Origin of the sequence: Sulfitobacter sp. 1A12157, assembly GCF_043557345.1 — a bacterium.
In the GTDB taxonomy this organism is placed as follows: Bacteria; Pseudomonadota; Alphaproteobacteria; order Rhodobacterales; family Rhodobacteraceae; genus Sulfitobacter.
This window is the reverse complement of sequence record NZ_JBIFFV010000002.1, coordinates 102610-121514: the sequence shown is the minus strand read 5'-3', so window position 1 is coordinate 121514 and position 18905 is coordinate 102610. Positions and strand designations below refer to the sequence as shown.

14 protein-coding genes and 1 tRNA gene are annotated in these 18905 nt (G+C 62.5%); 10 read left to right on the top strand and 5 right to left on the bottom strand.

Annotated features, from left to right (window positions below; all coding sequences use genetic code 11):
• Positions 1 to 8: 8 nt before the first annotated feature.
• Positions 9 to 491: a molybdopterin-dependent oxidoreductase gene (locus ACGYLC_RS04520; protein ID WP_394421893.1), complete on the bottom strand. Its 483-nt coding sequence runs from the start codon at positions 489 to 491 to the stop codon at positions 9 to 11.
• Positions 492 to 742: 251 nt separating this feature from the next.
• On the opposite strand from ACGYLC_RS04520, the gene ACGYLC_RS04515 reads away from it, so the two are divergent.
• The 6 genes from ACGYLC_RS04515 to ACGYLC_RS04490 all read left to right on the top strand — a co-directional run bounded on the left by ACGYLC_RS04515 (position 743) and on the right by ACGYLC_RS04490 (position 13063).
• Positions 743 to 1363, top strand: a complete 621-nt coding sequence (locus ACGYLC_RS04515; RefSeq protein WP_394421892.1) for a response regulator transcription factor — start codon at positions 743 to 745, stop codon at positions 1361 to 1363.
• A 419-nt stretch (positions 1364 to 1782) separates the two neighbouring features.
• Positions 1783 to 2295, top strand: a complete 513-nt coding sequence (locus ACGYLC_RS04510) for a hypothetical protein (protein WP_394403183.1) — start codon at positions 1783 to 1785, stop codon at positions 2293 to 2295.
• Positions 2296 to 2353: 58 nt separating this feature from the next.
• Positions 2354 to 4987, top strand: coding sequence for a beta strand repeat-containing protein (locus tag ACGYLC_RS04505; protein WP_394421891.1), 2634 nt, complete (start codon positions 2354 to 2356; stop codon positions 4985 to 4987).
• A 119-nt stretch (positions 4988 to 5106) separates the two neighbouring features.
• Complete coding sequence (locus ACGYLC_RS04500; protein ID WP_394421889.1) at positions 5107 to 10848, top strand: hypothetical protein; 5742 nt, start codon at positions 5107 to 5109, stop codon at positions 10846 to 10848.
• Positions 10849 to 11073: 225 nt separating this feature from the next.
• Positions 11074 to 11802, top strand: a complete 729-nt coding sequence (locus ACGYLC_RS04495; protein WP_394421887.1) for a hypothetical protein — start codon at positions 11074 to 11076, stop codon at positions 11800 to 11802.
• Positions 11803 to 12421: 619 nt separating this feature from the next.
• Positions 12422 to 13063, top strand: a complete 642-nt coding sequence (locus tag ACGYLC_RS04490) for a 2-hydroxychromene-2-carboxylate isomerase (protein WP_394421885.1) — start codon at positions 12422 to 12424, stop codon at positions 13061 to 13063.
• Between the two features lie 37 nt (positions 13064 to 13100).
• Here ACGYLC_RS04490 and ACGYLC_RS04485 read toward each other — a convergent pair.
• The 4 genes from ACGYLC_RS04485 to ACGYLC_RS04470 form a co-directional block, all read right to left on the bottom strand.
• Positions 13101 to 13177: transfer RNA gene (locus tag ACGYLC_RS04485), tRNA-Arg, on the bottom strand.
• A gap of 76 nt (positions 13178 to 13253) precedes the next feature.
• The gene (locus ACGYLC_RS04480; protein ID WP_394421884.1) at positions 13254 to 14639 is read right to left on the bottom strand and encodes a sensor histidine kinase; all 1386 of its coding nucleotides are present in this window, start codon (positions 14637 to 14639) and stop codon (positions 13254 to 13256) included.
• A gap of 8 nt (positions 14640 to 14647) precedes the next feature.
• Positions 14648 to 16069 (bottom strand): dihydrolipoyl dehydrogenase family protein, encoded by a 1422-nt coding sequence (locus ACGYLC_RS04475; RefSeq protein ID WP_394421882.1) that lies wholly within the window; start codon positions 16067 to 16069, stop codon positions 14648 to 14650.
• Entirely contained in the window at positions 16066 to 16800 is a 735-nt protein-coding gene (locus tag ACGYLC_RS04470; RefSeq protein ID WP_394421881.1) for a TVP38/TMEM64 family protein, read from the bottom strand. Before ACGYLC_RS04470 ends, ACGYLC_RS04475 begins: the two co-directional genes overlap by 4 nt.
• 316 nt (positions 16801 to 17116) lie before the next feature.
• On the opposite strand from ACGYLC_RS04470, the gene rpmH reads away from it, so the two are divergent.
• The 4 genes from rpmH (at position 17117) to ttcA (ending at position 18854) form a co-directional block, all read left to right on the top strand.
• Positions 17117 to 17251, top strand: coding sequence for a 50S ribosomal protein L34 (gene rpmH, locus ACGYLC_RS04465; protein ID WP_007118882.1), 135 nt, complete (start codon positions 17117 to 17119; stop codon positions 17249 to 17251).
• 26 nt (positions 17252 to 17277) lie between these two features.
• Positions 17278 to 17700 carry a ribonuclease P protein component gene (rnpA, locus tag ACGYLC_RS04460; protein ID WP_394421879.1) on the top strand — a complete coding sequence of 141 codons (423 nt, stop codon included), beginning with the start codon at positions 17278 to 17280 and terminating at the stop codon, positions 17698 to 17700.
• Positions 17697 to 17918, top strand: coding sequence for a membrane protein insertion efficiency factor YidD (yidD, locus tag ACGYLC_RS04455; protein WP_394403212.1), 222 nt, complete (start codon positions 17697 to 17699; stop codon positions 17916 to 17918). Before rnpA ends, yidD begins: the two co-directional genes overlap by 4 nt.
• Before the next feature lie 66 nt (positions 17919 to 17984).
• Entirely contained in the window at positions 17985 to 18854 is an 870-nt protein-coding gene (ttcA, locus tag ACGYLC_RS04450) for a tRNA 2-thiocytidine(32) synthetase TtcA (protein WP_394421877.1), read from the top strand.
• Positions 18855 to 18905: the final 51 nt, after the last annotated feature.

Here is an 18905-nt window from a genome sequence, read left to right as displayed (position 1 = left end):
ATTGTAAGTTACTCGACACGAATTCGGTCAAGCTGCCAGATCGACCGGCTGTAGACCAGTTCCGTCTGATAGGCGATGTCGCTGTCATAGGGGTAGACCACCCAAAGTGGCCCCTTGTCCCGGCGCGACATCTCCTCGCCATTGGTATGGTAGGCGATGATCGGCCCGTCTTCGACCGCGTCGGACATGGGGATTTCCACCGCATAATCATTGATCGCCGTCGCGGTGATCGTGCCCTCTTCGACGTTCAGCGTCTCGAAGAGGTCTTTCAACGATACGCCTTCGAACTCCTGCGTGCCATCGGTCCAGATCGTCGCCGTCTCAAAGCTTGAGACCGGCATGGATTTGAGGTCCGCAAGGGTGAAGCTATGGGTTTCATCGGCCAGCGTTACTTCAAGCACGGCCTCTTCGTCTTGGGCGGCAACCGCCGACGCAAGGCCCAAAGAGAGGGCGGCCGCGGTGATGGTCTTGCTGAGGTACTGAAAGGTCATGACAAATTTCCTTATCTGGCGTGGTAACCTGACCATACCCTGCCCGAAGGGAAGGCGCGAAGGTGCAGAAGCGCATCCTCTCTATACCAAAGGATAGGTGCCCCTGACCCGGCGCGCCCCGCCTTGCCATCCCAAAGGATAGCGGCGCATGCCTTTGCCCCCCTTCCCCCTTGGGCTTTCATCTTTCTTTTGAAACGGGCACACTCTACCAATTAAAGAACGCCGGCCATTTTGGCTTCAGGAGATCTATTATGTCTTTGCGTATTTTAATTGCCGATGATCACGACATGGTCCGAGAGACCATTGCCATGTTTCTTGATGCGGATGGGGCCACCGTCACCGAAGCGGCGAGCGATCTGGCCGGGGCGCTGGACAAGATCAAATCAGAGGCGCCCTATGATCTGGTGCTGCTGGATTATACGATGCCCGGCATGAAGGGCTTGCAGGGTCTGCAAACCGTCCTTGATATCAATGAGGGTCGCCCGGTCGGGCTGATCTCCGGCACCGCCACCCGGCTGATTGCCGAACAGGCGCTCGAAATGGGGGCGATCGGCTTTCTGCCCAAGACGCTGCCCGCCAAGTCACTGGTCAACGCGGTGCGTTTCATGGCAGCGGGAGAGACCTATGCCCCGGTCACCTTCATGTCGGGCAAGGACAATCCCGAAGAGACCGATTTCGAAAAATCCCTGTCCGAGCGAGAGCGCCAGGTGCTGCGCGGATTGATGAACGCGCAGTCCAACAAAGAGATCGCCCGCGACCTCGATCTGCAGGAAGTGACGATCAAACTGCATGTCAAAACACTTTGCCGAAAACTCGACGCAAAGAATCGTACCGATGCGGCGATCATCGCGCGCGACGCGGGCTTCGTTTGAGGCCCGTTTTCCGCCCCTGAACCACCCCCCGGCATCGGCCCAGCGCGCGCCCTGGAGCGCCGCCAATTTCCCCTCCGAGTGTAAACCATAATCGCCCGCCCCGTGCGGGCGTTTTTGCGTTCTGGCTATGGTGACCCGCGTCGAACCAAAGATTCGGAAACCGCAATTTTCCCAGCAAAATTAACCATATGCGCGGCCCGCACCCAGCGCCGTTTCCGCGCCAAATGATAGGCCGCGGCGCGACCCGATAGGGCCTCCTATCCTTTCGGCTAAGCGCCTGACCACAGGCTCAGCGAGTTAACCGTTCGCTCAGATGATATCGGTATCCGGTTCCCCGAAGATGAGAACAGGACAGCGCAATGGGCGTGTCCGTTCATTGCAATCGCCGGCTCTTCACCGGCCAACAAGGGAACTACTAGATGCGTAAACATATCTCCCAACTGTCCAAGACCCTCATTGCAAGCACGGCCTTGTCGCTTGCGGGTTTCGCGGCTGCGGCTGATGCGCTCACAAGCGAATTCTCCTTCCGCGTGGTGGAAACCAATGCCGAGGGCGAAGAAGTGCTCGTCGAGCGTAAGACGGTCCGCCCGGGCGAGGTCATCTCTTATGAGCTGCGTCACCAGAACATGACCGACAGCGCCATGGAAGGGCTCGTCATTGCCGCGCCGGTCCCCGAGGGCGTCTCTATCACATTGGGTGCCGAAGTGACCTCTGTCGCCGCGGTATTCGAGGTTCAAGCCGAGATGGACCCTGAACAGGAAGGGCTGGAATGGTCCACCGTTCCCGCCATCCGCAAGGTCGTCGATGCCGATGGCAACATGACCGAAGAGCCGCTCCCTGAAGAGGCCGTCGCCGCCGTGCGCTGGACCTTTTCCGAACCGCTCGAAGCAGGCGATTCCGCCTTCAACAGCTACCGCGTGCGCCTGAACTAATCCCGGCGCCTCTCTCTCCACTCTCTCTCCAACTACTATAGAACTAGGGAATATTAACGTGAAACATCAAACAACCTTCCTGCGCTCTGTCAGCGCCGTTGCTCTGACCGCCGTGATCGGCACTGTCGCTTTCGCGGCGCCCGAAGCGGGCTCTGTCATCGGCAACCAAGCCGTGGCGACCTATACCAATGCTGCGGGCGACACGATCACGGTAACCTCCAACACCGTTGAGACAGTCGTTCAGCAAGTTGCCGGCGTCACCCTGACCTCCGACAACACCGAAACCATCGCCCCCGGCGGTAAGGCGTTCCTGCCGCACATCATCACCAACGATGGTAACGGCCCGGATGCCTTTGCGCTGACGGCAGTGGAAACCGACACCGGCACGCTCGACACCTCGCAACTGGTCTTCTACCCCGACGCCAACATGGACGGCGTGGCCGATAGCGCCACCCCGCTGACCGAAACCCCGACCCTCGCCCCCGGTGAGCAGTTCGGCATCGTGATCGAAGCCTCCGTCGCCTCCACGGCGACCGGTTCCGACACGATCACCGTCACGGCGGCCTCGACCCTCGACGGCACCGTGCTGAGCACCAACACGGACACGCTGACAATCTCCAACGACGCGATTGTCGAGTTGGTCAAATCGATGACTGCGGACCCGGCTTCGGGCGGCAACCCCAATATCATCGACGCAGGCGATACGGTAACGATCACGCTGACCTACTCCAGCACCGGTCTGGCCGCGGCCAACAGCTACTCTGTGCAGGACGTGCTCGATGGCCGCCTGACCTATGTGCCCGGCTCGGCCCGCTGGTCTGACTCTGCCACACCGCTGGACGATGACAACGGCTCCACCGTCGTCGACGCGACAAACGGCTCTGGCGAGACCATCGCTTGGGACTATGACGATGCGCAGAACGTCAACTTCCTGATCTCCTCTGTCGGTTCCGGCCGTTCGGGTGAGGTGACCTTCCGTGCCGTGATCGCGGATACCGCCAATGCGGGCATCATTACCAACGTGGCGACCCAGGACGTTGACGGCGTGGCCTTCCCGCCATCGAACACCGCCTCTGTCACCGTGGACAACCAATATGCGGTGGCGGTTGCCGATACGGCAATCAACTCCAACGGCACCGCCAACCCGGCCATCGCCTCGGCCACCGACGATGACGCGGCCAACAACGATGTCGTCACCGAAACCGGCGATGTCTACCAAGGCGGCACGATCCGTCAGGAGTTCGTGCTGACCAACCTCTCCAACAGCCCGGACAGCCTGACCGTTGATGTGGCCAATGACGACTTCCCCGCCGGCACCACCTTCCGCTTTGTCGGCGCCGATGGTGTCACGCCGGTGGTCGGCTCTGTCGGTCCCTTGGGGATCGGTGACAGTGCGAAGGTAACCTTGATCGCGACACTGCCGACCGATGTCGCACCGACCGCGACCACCAACTACACCGCGATCATCACCACGACCTCGGACAATTCGGGCGTCAGCGACGTGTCGACCGCCGAATTCTCTGGTGCGGTGCTTGCGGCCTCGGTCGATCTTGAAAACGCCGTGGCCGGCTCCGAAGGTGATGGCGCGGCACCGACGAACGGTGGCAACCCATGGGTCACCCAATCGACAGACCCGGGCGCGCCGGTTGTCTTCGACATGCTGGTCGAAAACAACGGCCCCACCTCGGACAGCTTCAACCTGTCGCTGGATCAAGCCCTGCCCGCAGGCTGGACGGTTGAGTTCCAACTGCCCGACGGCTCGATCGTGTCGAACACCGGCACCATCCCCGCAGGCGCATCGCAGGCCATCCGCGCCGTGATCACGCCAGCCGATGGCGCCCTGCCCGGTGATACGCTGGTCGACATCGCGGTCGTTTCTTCCGTCTCGGGTCAAGGTGACCGGATCGTCAACCAAGTTACGGTCAACGAAATCTACGACGTGAAGATCATCGAGAACCAAAGCGCGCAGGCTTCGCCGGGTGGTATCGTGGACATCCTCCACACCATCTCGAACGAAGGGAACGTGGCCATCACCGAGGCGTCGATCACGCAATCGGGTCTGACCAACTTCTCCGGTGCGATCTTCTGGGATCAGAACGGCAACGGCGTGATCGATCCGTCCGAACCGGTGATCGACAACTTCGATGACCTGACCGACGGCGTCTCGCCGGGTGTCAACGGCCTTGCCCCGGGCGACAGCATCTCGCTGATCTACCGTGTGCAGACGCCATCGACAGCCACCCAAGGTGTGTCCGAAGTCGGCACCATCACCATCAACAACACGTTGAACGGTGTCGGGACCGATATCGACCAGACCAACAACGCCGTCGAAGACCGCGTGGTCATCATCTCGGGCGATGTCACACTGAGCAAGTATCAGTACATCGACGCGGGCTGCGATGGCACCGTGGGCACCTTCACCAAGACGCGCCTTGATGTCGAGCCGGGCCAGTGCATCCGCTACATGGTCGAAGCCGAGAACACAGGTGCCTCTGCGGCGGACAACGTGATCATCACGGACGCGGCCCCGGCCTATACCGCGATCACGAACTGTGGCGGCGCCTGCCCTGAAAGCCTGTTCCCGGGCACCAGCACGGCCACCGTCACCTCGACCAACGTATCGAGCACGCATGGCACGATCCTTCCCGGCGGCTTTGCCCGGGTAGAGTTCACCGTGCGGGTCGACGACTAAGCGACCTCTCGGGCGCCCCCGGGCTGAGCGATGCTCTCCCCGGGGGCGCCCCCTCCTCTCCCCGTTTCCGTCTCCCCGATTTTCACGCCCTTCCCAGGGATCGCAACAGGAGCAAGCTGATGCGCAGTTTCCTTATGTCTAAAGCCCGCCCGGCTCTGGCCCTGATCAGCGCCTCCGCACTGGGCCTGAGCCTTCTGCCCCAGACCGCCGCCGCCGCCCCGGCCCCCGGTGGGTCTTTCATCCGCAACGTGGCAGAAGTCAGCTATTTCAACACCTCCCTTGGCATCATGGAACGCGTCTTCTCGAACCCCGTGCGGGCCGAAGTCGCCGCGGTTCCCGGGCTGGAAGTGACCGGCTACTCCGACCTTCTGCTGACCCGCGGTGCCTTTGGCCGCTACCATTTCGACGTAATCAACAGCGGCAACGTGCCGCTTTCCACATCGGTCAGCATCGGCGAGCAAGGCAGCGCCAGAATGATGTCGCGCCAATCGCTTTTCCCTGACCTGAACGGCAACGGCCTGATCGACACCGAAGACCGCGCCTTCGATATGTCCGCGCCCTTCATGCTTGCCGTGGGCGAGCGGCTGCAGCTGATCTATGAATTCCGCATCTCCGCCGAGACCCCCGTCAGCACCCAATTCGCCAGCATGTTGACCGCATCGGCCGTGACCGAGGATGGCCAAAGCCTGACCGACGACGCCATGGGCGTCTCGCGGGTTGAGGAAGGCGGGCTCGAAGTCTCGAAAGAGCAGGTCGTCGCAGAGAGTGACGCGGGCGCGCTCATCACCTACACCCTGCGGCTGCGGAACGACTCCGAGCGGGACGCCTTTGGCTACCCTGAGATTGAGGGCCAGCCGATCGTGATCGAAGGTACGCCCCGGACCGGCGTCTTGCTGCGCGATGCGATCCCGCTGAACACCGTGTTCCACGCGGTGCAGGATTCGGGCACCATGACCGCACTGGTTCACATGCGCGGCGCGCCTGACCATCACTACGTCAGCGTCGCCCCCGCCGGGCTTTCCCATGACGTGGACGCGGTGGCCTTCTTTCACGAGGGCGACTACGCCATTGGCCATGCGACCGATCCCAGCTTTTCGGTGCGCGTGCCTGCCGACTTGGGCAAGGTGGAGGTGCAGAACACAGCCTCGGCCTTTTACAACAACCAGGAAAGCACCCTGCTCTTGGCCTCCAACACCGTGGTCTATGACCGCGACGATGAGACAGCGGGCAGCTTGATCTTCGAACACCCCGAGACCGGCGCGGACCAGCCCTATGGCACGCCGGGCAGCGACACCCGCCTGCGCCTCACCTCAGGCGCCTGCAACATCAGCACCGAAGTCGACAGCACGGCGGTGACCATCCGCAGCATGCTGACCGGCGATGTGGAAACCCTCATCGCGACCGAGACCGGGGCCAACACCGGTGTCTTCCTCACCCCCGCCCTGCCGATGGCGCAGATGTCGCCCGCCGTTGCCGGGGATCAGGTCATGGCCACCGACTTTGGCGATAGCTTCATCGCGACAGCGACTTGCGACAGCGCGGTGCTTGAGGACGATCTGATGATCAACCCCGGCAACTTCCTGTTCAACTCCGTCACCAACGCCCCGATCGACGGCGTGGCCGTGGCGCTTGTCGACGCCCGTTCGGGCAACGAAATGGCCCGCACCCAGACCGACCAGCGCGGCTTTTTCACCTTCTCCGAAATGCCCGCAGGCGACTACCGCTATCAGGTGATGGATGCGCCCGCATGGATCTTCCCCTCCGCGCGTCTGGATTATGCCGGCATGGGCCGCAGGGTGATGGATGCCGGTTGGGGCCGCGCGTTCAAACACGCGGGCGGCGCATTGTTCGTCTCCGACATCCCGGTGGACCCGCATTACGGCACGCCGCTGGCGCTGGACAAAGCCGCCGACCTCGACCGCGTGGGTCACGGTGAATTCATCACCTATACGCTGAGCTTCACCAACAATATGCACCAGGCGCTGATCGGCGGCGAAATCCTCGACCGGCCTGCCTATGGGGTGAACTTCGTGCCCGGCACGGTCACCCTCAACGGAGAGCCGCTGGACGACCCGCAAGAGATCGGCAATGGCGATCTGCGCTTTGACGTGGGCATGCTTGAACCGCTGTCGAGCCATGAGCTGTCCTATGTGATGCAATTCTCTGCCGCCGCCCGCGAAGGCCGCAACGAGAACACCGCCATCCTGTCGGGCCGCCAAGCGGGCACCGGGGCGTTGCAACAATCGCAAACCGCGCGCGCCATGGTTCGGCTCGACAATTCGGGCGGTGTCTTTGCGCGCCAAGGCACCGTGCTGGGCGCCGTCTTTATGGATTGCAACGGCAACGGTCTGCGCGACCGCGTCGAGGATGAGCCGGGCATTCCCGGCGTCCGCATCGGGACCCAGGAAGGGCTCTTCGTGGTGACCGATATCAATGGCGCCTATTCGCTCAACGGCATGCGCCCCGTGACCCATGCCTTCCTCGTGCAGCCCGAAACCCTGCCTGCCGGAACCGCGGTGCAGGTGACCCGCACCAACGATCTGCGCCGGGGTGGCTCGCGCATCGTGCCGCTGAAGAAGGGCGAGTTGCGGACCGAGAACTTTGCTGTGGCCCAATGCACCCCCGATGCGCTTGAGGAAGTCGGCAAACGCCGCGACCATTTCGCCGGGAAACGCCAGACCCCCGGCATGAATGCAGCCGATCTGCCGATCGACGGTCAGCGCAGCAGCACCCGCTCGGTGCGCAGTGAGGCTGGCATCGCTACCACCACTCAGCTGACCCCCGGCATGATCGCGGCGCAAAGCGAAGAGGCCGGGCGCGCGCCCTCCTCGATCGCGCAAGCGGCCCGTGCCTCGGCCCAGCGTCAATCGCTCGACAGCATGATCCAGAACCTCGATAGCGCGCCGGGCTTTGTCGACTTTGCCGAAGACACGTCCGTCACCCGCGCCACGCAGAACATCCGGATCAAGGGCAAGGCCGATCTCACGCTGTCGCTTTTGGTGAACGGGCGCGAGCTGGGCGGCGACCGGGTGGGCGAACGCACCAGTCTGGAAAAGAACAATGTGCAGGCGCTGGAATATGTGGCGGTGAAACTGGCCTCGGGCGAGAATGTGCTGACGCTGGTGGGTCGTGACGGTTTCGGCATCGAACGCGTCCGCAAAGAGCTGCGCCTGACCGCCCCCGGCAAACCCGCCCGGATCGAGATCCTGATGCCGGAAACCGCGTCGGCCAATCCCGCCTCTGTGGTGCCGGTCGTGGTCCGCGTGCTTGACGCCGGGGGCCGCCCGGTGCCCGCCTCGGGCACCGTGACCCTCGCCGCCCGCCGGTCGCTTTGGGACGTGACCGACATCCGCAGCAGCGCGCCCGGTGTGCAGGCCTATCTCGACAATGGCGAGGCGACCTTCAACCTGATCCCGCCGCAGGCTTCCGGCCCCGATCTGATCACCGTGCGCTCCTCCTTTGGCGAAGCCGAGGCGCGGGTGACCTTCACTCCCGACCTGAACGAACGTGTGCTGATCGGTGTGATCGAAGGCGCGGTTTCGCTGAGCGGCGATGCGGGCAATGTCATCGAAGAGGATCGCATCAGCGCCTTCGAAGACACCACAACCGGGATCCGGGGTGAGCTCTACCTCAAAGGGGTGATCCGTGGCGATGCCCTGCTGACCCTGCGCTACAGCTCGGACCGGGACACCGAAGACAGCCTGTTCCGCGACATCCGGGGTGAGGAATACTACCCCGTCTACGGAGACAATTCCGAACGCGGTGCCGATGCGCAATCTTCGTCCAACCTCTTTGTGAAGGTCGAGAAAGGCCGCTCCTACGTGCTCTACGGCGACATCGCCATCGCGCCCGAGGCCAGCGCGCTGAAACTCGGTGGCCTGCAACGTGTCGCCACCGGCGCCAAAGGCCATTGGGAGAACGACCGCGTCTCGGTCACCGTCTTCGCCGCCCGGACAGCGCAAGAGCAGCAGATTCAGGAAATCCGCGGGCGCGGTGTCTCTGGCCCCTATGACCTTGACCTGAGCGGCTATGTGCAGGGGTCCGAGCGGGTGGAGATCCTCGTGCGGGACGAAGACGGCGGCGATATCCTGTCGGCCACGCCCCTGCTGCGCGGCACCGACTACCTACTCGACTTCTTCCGCAACACCATCACTTTCGACACCCCGGTGCGCCAGTTCGACCTTGACGGCAACCCCGTGTCGATCCGCGTGACCTATGAGGTCGAAGCCGAGGGCGCCGAAGCCTATTGGCTCTATGGCGGTGAGGTGAACTATGCCCTGTCCGAGCGGACCTCCGTCGGCGCCCGCGCGGTCCATGCCGATGCCCCCCTGGGCAACACGGCCCGCCAGCGGATGCATTCGGCCTATCTGCAGCACGAAGACCGCCAAGGCGGACTGTGGGAAGCCGAGGTGGCCCGGTCGGAGAACGCCATGGGCGACAAGGACAGCGCCGCGCGCCTGTCCTATGAACTCAAGACCGAAACCCGCCACTTCGCTTTCGAGGCGATCCACACCGGCCGCGACTTCTACCCGCAAGGCGGGTTGGCCCGCCCCGGCACCACCCAGGTCCGTCTGAGCTATGGCGAGGAAATCGACCGGCGCAGCGACATCGCCTTCGGCGCGGAATACACCCGCGACCGGATCAACGACAGCACGCGGCTAACCGTGGATGCGATCTATTCCCGGCATCTGAGCAAGACTCTGCGCGGCGAGATCGGCCTTGAGTACAGCCGTGACCGCACCGCCAGCGGCAGCGAGACCGACACCGCCCTGATCCTCGGCGCGCATTGGACCCCGGCAGCCCGCCCCGGCACCGTGATCGAGGCCAAGCTGCGCGCCCCGCTCAGCGGAGACGCCCCCACCGAACTGACCCTCGGCCTTTATGACGAGCCCAAGAACGGCTGGCGCGTCTATAACGAGATCGAGCTTCAATTCGGCAGCGACACTCTGGTCACCCGCGCGGCCTATGGCTTCACCTATACGATGAACGAATGGGTCACTGGCCGGACCGAAATGACCAAGGCCAGCGGCACCAGCGACACCACCATGGTGCAGGGCCTGTCCGTCGATTGGGACATCAACGAAAGCACCAATCTGCGCGCCGATCTTGAGCATTCGCGCAACCTTGAGACCAATGACGGGGAGCTCACCTCCTTCGCCATCGGCACAAGCTGGGAGTCGGCGGATGGCGACTGGGTCGGCGATGCCGAGCTGGAAACCACTTGGGAGGAGAGCGGCAAGACCCATTACGCCAGCTTCGGCATCGCCGGCAATGTCACCCCTGAGTTGACCGTTCTGGCCCGCAGCCGCGCCGCGCTCGACCGCCGCGCGGGCGAAAACTCCCGCCGCATGCGCACCCGCATCGGCGCCGCCTATCGCCCCAAGGACAACGCCCGCTTGGATGTGCTGGCGTGGTACGAGCACCGTCTGGAAGAGAAACACGCCAGAACGGAAACGCATCTGTGGTCGATCGACGCGAATTACGAGATCGACGCCGACCTGCGGATCAACGGCAAATATGCGGGCCAGCATCAGAAGATCGGCACCACTGCCGGCGCGCGGGCCAGTACCACCACGCAGTTGATCCAAGGCGGTCTGAACTACGAATTCGGCGACGACCGGTTCCAACTCGGCCTCAACGCCACGCATCTGTGGGACAGCGAGGGCAATTCTTCCAACGGGATCGGCGCCGAGTTTGGCTTCACCCCGCGCGAAGGTGTCCTGCTGGCGCTCGGCTACAACAAGGCCCGTGGCCGGGTGGCAGGGCAAAGCAGCCTCTATGACGAAGGGTTCTATTTCCGGTTCAACCTGCTGTTGGACAACTCACTCTGGACCCAGTTCGACCAGTTCCTCGGAAGCTGACCGGGAGACTCAGCCCCGAGGGAGAGCCACGTTCCAAGCGCATCTGGAACGTGGCTCATTCCTCTTTCACAGCGCGGCGTCGCTCCAAAGTCGACCCGGCCTATTCCAAGCGCCGGGCCGACTATCCTTTCGAGACGCTAACTAGCTGTCCGCATTAATGAAATATCGATTTTAGAGGCGCATGATCAGGGACAATGCAAACCTCCAGCCCGATGGGAAACTCCGATGAAAAAGCTCGCTGCCAGCACTGCCTTTTGCCTGATCGCCGCCACCCTCTCCGGCGCGGCAAATGCAAATGATTTCGCCCGTTTCGACAGCCGCAAGATCGCCGTGACCGGCCTGAACTTCGCCCTGTCGCCTTCCGCCTCGGATGCGCGGATCCACCTCAACCGGGCCATGATCCAAACGCCTGTCAAACAGGCACAGGCCCCCCGCAAACTGACCCTGCCCCCGCGCGGCGGCCCATCGGCGGCGGTGCGCCATGTCATCGCCTCGGCAGAGGCGGGCGCGAAAGGCTATGACGCGGTGCAGCATGGGGCGCGGATCAAGCCGCCCAAGCGCCCCACAAGCATGACCATCGGCGAAATCTATCGCTGGATCAAGGCGACCCCCGGCCAGCCCCATGCCATCGGGCGCTACCAGTTCATCCCCAACACTTTGAAAACGCTCGTCGCCGAAGCGGGGCTGAGCAAGAGCGATCGGTTTACCCCACAGGTTCAAGACCTGCTGGCCGATCTATTGCTCGAAGATGCGGGATTCACCCCCTTTATGAGGGGCAAAATCAGCCGCCATCGTTTCATGGAAAACCTCGCCCGCATCTGGGCCGGGCTGCCCACTTCGACGGGCCGGTCCTATTATCACGGCCATGCGGGCAACCGGGCTGTCATCACTTGGAACGAGTTCGACAGCCATATGAAAAGCATCTTTGAAAACACGGCACGCGGCACCTCCTGACCGCGCGCCCCACTCCTCTCTCTCTCCGTCTCCCTCCAGGCCAAAGCGCGCGCATTTTCGCCGCTTTGGCCACCTTTTTAACCGCAGCGCTGCATCCCGTGCGGCATTTCCGAGAAGATTTCAGGCCCATCTGTGTGCTGCTGACCCTGCCCGCCATCGCCACCATGGCCGTGGTGCGGCGAATGGGCTGACGCCCGGAACCGCCGTGCCGAAAGAAGGCCGTCGCAGAAATGCGGCGGCCTTTTTGACTTGCGGCCCCGGCCAAAGGCCGCCACCATCTCCGCCAAGACGGAACCCATCGGGCAAAGATAAGGTTAACCTTATGAACATGCCCTAGGAGGAATGGCTCATGTGGACTTACCAACTCTTGATCCTGATCATGGCCGCGGCGGCGGCAGTGGCATTCATGGCCAAGCAGCGCCCCCAGCCTCGGAAGGTCCGCGCAATCGCGCCCCGGCCCCGGGCGAACAGATTGCATAACCGCCGGTATTGAGGCGTCATCGCGGCTAGAAGCATCCTGTTGCGACCACACCCGCGATCCCACCCTCGGCTTTCGCCCCCGTCCTTGCCTACCCCCCGGTTTCCGCCATGATGCTGGCGCAACCGACGGAAGCCGACCTTGGACACCATTGAATATTTCTATTCCGCCCATTCTGCCTATGCCTATCTGGGGCATCGCAAACTCTTGGAAATCTGCGCGACCCGCGGCGCACGGCTGGTGCATCGCCCGTTTGACCTGACCCCCGTGATCGCCTCAGGCCGTGTGAGCCACTTTCGCGGTTTCACGCCGCATTACATCGCCTATTTCTTTGGCCGAGAGATCGAGCGTTGGGCGCAGTATCGCGGGCTAGAAATTCTCAATCACCGCCCGACCCACCACGACAGCCCGCTTAACCTTGCAAACGGCTTTCTGATCGCCGCCGTTCAGGCCGGGCGGGATGCCGACGCGCTTTCCTCTGCGATCCTTCAGGCCCATTGGCGCGATGATATTGATCTCGCGAATCCCGAGCATCTGCGCCGCGCGTGTGCGGGAATCGATCCCGGCTGTGACAGGTTGATCGCACAGGCGATGGAGGAGGATGTCCAAGCGATCCACACCCAGAACACCGAAGAGGCAATCGCCCGCGGCATCTTTGGTTCACCCAGCTATTTTCTGAATGGCGACATGTATTACGGCCAAGATCATCTGGAGCTGATGGACCACGCCTTTGACCAGCCCTACCGCGAGAGGGGTTTTTACAACCCGCCGCGAGGCGGGTGAGACGCTCCAAAAGCGCCGTGCTTTCAATTTTGTGAAGTGGCGGACCGAGGAGGATTCGAACCCCCGACCCCCTGATTCGTAGTCAGGTACTCTATCCAGCTGAGCTATCGGTCCACTGAGCGGGGGTTTAGTCTTAGCCCCGGGGAGTTGCAAGCCCTCGTTTGGAGGAAATGCAATTTTCTTCAAAAATCTACAGGGCGCCGTCCCCCTTGGGCAGTGTTATGTCGAAAACCGTGCCTTCCGGCCCGCTGTTGCGCAGCGCGAGGCTGCCGCCGTGGCCGCGCACCAGTTCGGAAGCGATCACCAACCCCAAACCAGACCCGCCCTTGCGCGCCCCGCCCTGAAAGGCGGTGAAGAGATGCTCCCGCGCCTTGGGCGGCAAGCCGGGGCCGGTATCGCTGACGGTGATGCACCACGCCTCGCCCATATCCTCGGCCCGCAGATAGACCTCACCCGGCCTGCCGGTGGCGGTGATCGCCTGCCGGGCGTTGCGCATGAGGTTGGCCAGCACGCGGTACATCTGCTCGGGGTCCGCGCGCACGGTGAGATAAGCCGGAATATCGGCGGCAAAGCGCACGATGCTTTCGGGATCGGCAAGGCGTTCGCCGTCGATGACTTCTTCCACCAGTTCTTCGAGCGGCATGAGCGTCAGCGTCGGCCCCGGCTCTTCGGCCTTGCCGAAAGCCAGCGTCGATTCGCATAGGTGCACCGCCCGGGTGATCGAGCCTACGAGTTTGGGGGCCATGCGTTTCACGGCCGGGTCTTCTGACATTTCGATCCGGTCGGTGAACAGCTGGGCAGAGGCGAGGATGTTGCGCAGATCATGGCTGATCTTGCTGACGGCACTGCCCAATTGGGCCAAACGCTCTTTCTGTTTAAGCGCCTGCGTGAGGTCGGTTTGCAGCTTCTGAAGCGCCTCTTCGGCCTCGCGCAATTCGGTCACGCTGGCGGAAGGCTCAATGATCCGCCGCGCATCTTCGGGCGCCGCGGCATAGCGCTGCATATGTCCCGCCACCCGTTTGATCGGTTTCAGCAGCAAGGCCCGCATGGCAAAGAACAAAAGCACCGCCGTGATGACCGAGATCACCGCCGAGAGGATAAGGATTCGAATTCCATAGTCGATCATGGCGACACGCATGGGCGCCGTTTCCATCGTGACCTCGATCAACAGCCCCGCTTCGCGCACCGGCGCGCCGATCACGCGGACCACCTCGTTCCCCGGGCGGAACAGCCGCAGCATCGCATCGCGGATCAAGACCGTCGCCGAGGCATCGCGCAGATCATAGGTCTGCGACACCATGCGCGGCATGGGAGAGGCCAGCACCAGTTGCCGAGCTTCATCCCGCCGCAGCACCACATTGAAGACCTCGGCGTTGCGCAGCAGCTCCTCTTCCAACTCCGGGTCGAGCATGTCGTCGGCCAAAAGCGCCAGCGAGGCAATTTGCGCCCGCTCCAACCGCGTCAGCATATATTCCTCGCGGAACCGCGCGATGGAGGGGACAAAGATCAGCACTTCGGCCAGCATCACAAAGATGGTGGTGAGGATCAGCAGGCGGCCAGAAAGCGAGTGGATCATGGGCGATCTCAGGGCAAGAGGCGCTGCACGGCGCGCACCACCGTTTTGACCAGAGCGCTGTCGAACAGGCGCGGGCTGAAATAGGCTCCTGCCGCGCGTTTGTTAATTTCCGAGATTGTGGGGTAAGGGGCAACCATGGCGGCAATCTGGCTCATCTTCATCTTATTGACCAGCGCAAGCGACCACAGGGTGATCAATTCGCCCGCCTGATGGCCGACGATGCTGGCCCCCACCGGGCGGCCCTTGACCACCATGACTTTGATGAACCCTTTGGTCTGACGCTCGGCAATCGCGCGGTCGTTATGGGTGTAGTGGAACCGCACGACCTCCAGCTTGTCGCCATGCTCTTCGCGCGCCTGTGCTTCGGTCAGCCCCACCTGCGCCAGTTCCGGCGCGGCATAGGTGACCCATGGGATATGGTGCAGCTTCGTCTTGCTCGGCAGGCCAAAAAGGATCGAGCGGATCACCACCCCGGCGTGATAGCCTGCCACATGGGTAAATTGCAGCCCGCCCGCCACATCGCCAATGGCATAGACCCGCCGGTTGCTGCTGCGCAGGCTGTCGTCGACCTTGATGCCTGCCTTGGTGGTCTCCACCCCGGCCTTCTCCAGATCAAGCCGGTCGATGTTGCTCTTGCGCCCTACGGCCATCAGCAGATGCGAGCCTTTGATCACGCGGCCATCCTTGGTCTCGACCGTGATCGCCCCCGCCGCACCGCTGACCTTGGCCGCATCGCTGCCTTCCTCGAAAACCACGCCCTCGTCCCGCATGGTCTGCAACACCACTTCGGACAGCTCGGGGTCATCCTTGCCAAGCGCGCGGCTGCCTTCGATCACGGTCACCTTGCAGCCCATCCGCACATGGGCCTGCGCCATCTCGATGCCGATGGGGCCGCCCCCGATGATGATCAGATGCTCGGGCTTTTCGCGCAGGTCGAACAGGGTCTCATTCGTTTCATAGGGAACATCCTCCAGCCCCGGAATGGGCGGCACCAGAGGAGAGGAGCCGGTGGCGACGACGATGCGCCGCGCGGTGATGATGGTATCGCCCGCCTGCACCTCTTTATCGGAAATGAAACGCCCGTATTCGCGGATCACCCGCACGCCCAAGCCCTCGAACCGCTCAACCGAATCGACCGGCGCGATTTGCGAGATGACATCGGCCACGTGATCCTTGGCGGCGGCGTAATCCACCACCCCGGCGGCATTCGCGACCCCATATTGTGCGCTGTGTTGCTGGGCATAGGCGGTCTTGCCGGTCTTGATCAGCGCCTTGGAGGGCACGCAGCCATAGTTCAGGCAATCGCCGCCCATCTTATGCCCTTCGAGCAGGGTCACATCCGCGCCCATCTGCACGGCCCCCGCCGCCACCGACAACCCGCCAGAGCCTGCGCCGATAATCAGAACGTCGGTCTTGATACGGTTGGTCATTTCAGCAGATCCTTCTTGCCGGTAAATGTCTTGATCGCCACGGGCAGCAGCGACAGCACGCAGAGGCCCAGAATGGGCAACAGAATATGCGGCTCGAAAATAATCCCAAGGTCGGGCGTCTCACCCCGGGCAAAAACCGCACCTAGCCCCGCGCCCACAGAGGTAAAGACCAACGCCCCCGGCATGATTCCGAAAAACGTCGAGATCACGAAGCGAAACAGCGGCACGCCGAGAAAGGCAGGCAGCAGATTCGCGACAAAGAACGGCACCACCGGCACCAGCCGGATAAAGAAGAGCATCGACCACTGGTTGTCGTCGATCCCCGCCTTGATCTTGCGCACCATCCCTTCGGAGGCATCCATCCGCTCTTTCAACCGGGCACCAAGGCCCCATTGCGCGGCCAGAAAGATCACCACCGCGCCCAAGGTCGCAGCACTGACGTTATAAAGCGCGCCCGGAAACAGCCCAAAGAGGAAACCGCCCGTCAAAGTGGCCACCGTGGCCCCCGGCAGGGAAAAGGCCACAATCACTACATAGGCGGCGACAAAGACCAGCGCAGTCAGCAGGTAATTGCTATCGCGAAAGGCGATCAGCGCCTCGCGGTTGTCGCGCAGCGCGTCGAAGCTCAGGTAATCGCGCAGGGTAAAAGCCCCGATGACCGCGATAACGGCGATCACCGCAAGGGGCAGATAGCGCACCAGCGCGGGTTTGCTTTGGTCGTTGCGGCTCATCATCACACTTCCTTGGGCCTACATCAGACCAATTTCGTTTTCCTCAATGATGGCGTGAAGCGGGGTGCGGGAACAGGCTCCTCACGCGCGCTTGATGGGACTTGTGCGGGAAGGGGCGATTTTGCAAAGTTAAGGGGTGAACTGAAACAATTCCGCCCCCGCCAACCGGCATTTTGTTGCAAAGCGCGGTTTTTCCCTGTCAGAGGGTTTGACTTGCGCGTCCCGCCGCATTAGAGGACGGGCTTGAATTGACGCTGGCCGCGGTGGAACCTTCAAGTGATTCCGTGCCCAGCCAGCTTTAGATGGAGACGGAGCGATGAAACGCACCTTTCAACCCTCGAACCTCGTGCGCAAGCGGCGCCATGGTTTCCGCGCGCGCATGGCCACCAAAGCCGGCCGTAAAATCATCAACGCACGCCGCGCACAGGGCCGGAAATCGCTGAGCGCATAAGCGCCCTCGATCTTCGGAACCAGAATATGACACCGCCGGAGGCACCCTTGAATGGCATTTGCGCCACGAAGGGGAACCCTGCCCCGGCGGTTTCTCTGCGTCTGGAGACCCTGACCAAACGGGCGGACTTCCAACGCGCCAGCCGCGCCAAACGCGTAGCCACCCCCGGCTTCATCCTGCAAATGCGCCCCCGCCGGAAGGATGAGCCCAGCGCGGCGCCCATTCGCGTGGGGTTCACCTGCTCCAAGAAGGTCGGCAATGCCGTGGCCCGCAACCGCGCCAAGCGCCGCCTGCGCGAGATCGCGCGGCTCACCTTGCCGCAGGCCGGGCGCGCGGGCATGGACTATGTCTTTGTCGGACGGCGCGAGGCGACAGCCACCCTGCCCTTCGACCAATTGCTGGCCGATCTGGCCCGCGCGCTGGATATCCTGCACGGGGTGCGAAAATGACTCCCCTGGCCGCGCTTCTTGCCCTGCCGGTGCGCGGCTACCGGCTGATCTTCAGCCCATGGGTCGGGCATAATTGCCGCTATCAGCCCACCTGCAGCGCCTATGCGCTGGAAGCCTTGCAAAAACACGGCGGGCTGAGAGGCGGATGGCTGGCTGCCCGCCGGATCGCGCGCTGCCACCCTTGGGGGCAAAGCGGGATCGACAACGTTCCCGAGTAGCGCCGCGCTTGCGGCAAAGGGGCAAAATGCCCTAGGTGAAGCCAAGCTGATAGTGAGAGACCGACGATGCTGGACGAAACCGACGAGATTCACCCCCTCTTTGCCGGTGCACCACAAAGCACCGAGTTCAAGAAACTGCGCAAACGCATCGTCCGCATGACCCGCGAGGCGATCGAACAATACGGCATGGTCGAGCCGACGGCCCAAGACGCGCCCAAGCCCAAATGGCTGGTCTGCCTGTCGGGCGGCAAGGACAGCTATACCCTGCTGGCGGTTCTGCATGAATTGCAATGGCGCGGCCTGCTGCCGGTCGAGCTTTTGGCCTGCAACCTCGACCAAGGCCAGCCGAATTTCCCGGCGACCGTGCTGCCGGAATTCCTTGAAAAGATGGGCGTGCCGCATCGCATCGAATATCAAGACACCTATTCGATCGTGATGGACAAGATCCCCGCCGGGCGCACCTTCTGCGCGCTTTGCTCCCGCCTGCGCCGGGGCAATCTCTATCGGATCGCGCGGGAGGAAGGCTGCTCTGCCGTGGTGCTGGGGCATCACCGGGATGACATCCTCGAAACCTTCTTCATGAACCTTTTCCATGGCGGACGACTGGCGACCATGCCGCCCAAGTTGGTTAACGAAGAGGGGGATCTTTTCGTCTACCGCCCCCTTGCCCATGTTGCGGAAAGCGATTGCGAGCGTTTTGCCACGGCCATGAACTACCCGATCATTCCCTGCGACCTTTGCGGCTCGCAGGACGGGCTTCAACGCCAGCAAGTGAAAGCGATTCTCGACGGTTGGGAGGCCAACAGCCCCGGTCGTCGGCAGGTCATGTTCCGCGCACTGATGAACGCCCGCCCCTCGCATCTGCTGGATCCCAAGCTTTTCGATTTCGCCGGGCTCATGCGGAACGTTGAGAGTACAGAGCAAGAACAATTTTAGATAATAATCCGCAAAAAAGCGGGTTCTGTTAACCCACAGCACACCCTAAAG

Coding starts and splice junctions, on each gene's coding strand:
- ACGYLC_RS04520 (WP_394421893.1), bottom strand. CDS start 491: ATGACCTTTCAGTACCTCAGCAAGACCATCACCGCGGCCGCCCTCTCT.
- ACGYLC_RS04515 (WP_394421892.1), top strand. CDS start 743: ATGTCTTTGCGTATTTTAATTGCCGATGATCACGACATGGTCCGAGAG.
- ACGYLC_RS04510 (WP_394403183.1), top strand. CDS start 1,783: ATGCGTAAACATATCTCCCAACTGTCCAAGACCCTCATTGCAAGCACG.
- ACGYLC_RS04500 (WP_394421889.1), top strand. CDS start 5,107: ATGCGCAGTTTCCTTATGTCTAAAGCCCGCCCGGCTCTGGCCCTGATC.
- ACGYLC_RS04495 (WP_394421887.1), top strand. CDS start 11,074: ATGAAAAAGCTCGCTGCCAGCACTGCCTTTTGCCTGATCGCCGCCACC.
- ACGYLC_RS04480 (WP_394421884.1), bottom strand. CDS start 14,639: ATGATCCACTCGCTTTCTGGCCGCCTGCTGATCCTCACCACCATCTTT.
- ACGYLC_RS04475 (WP_394421882.1), bottom strand. CDS start 16,069: ATGACCAACCGTATCAAGACCGACGTTCTGATTATCGGCGCAGGCTCT.
- ACGYLC_RS04470 (WP_394421881.1), bottom strand. CDS start 16,800: ATGAGCCGCAACGACCAAAGCAAACCCGCGCTGGTGCGCTATCTGCCC.
- rpmH (WP_007118882.1), top strand. CDS start 17,117: ATGAAACGCACCTTTCAACCCTCGAACCTCGTGCGCAAGCGGCGCCAT.
- rnpA (WP_394421879.1), top strand. CDS start 17,278: ATGACACCGCCGGAGGCACCCTTGAATGGCATTTGCGCCACGAAGGGG.
- yidD (WP_394403212.1), top strand. CDS start 17,697: ATGACTCCCCTGGCCGCGCTTCTTGCCCTGCCGGTGCGCGGCTACCGG.
- ttcA (WP_394421877.1), top strand. CDS start 17,985: ATGCTGGACGAAACCGACGAGATTCACCCCCTCTTTGCCGGTGCACCA.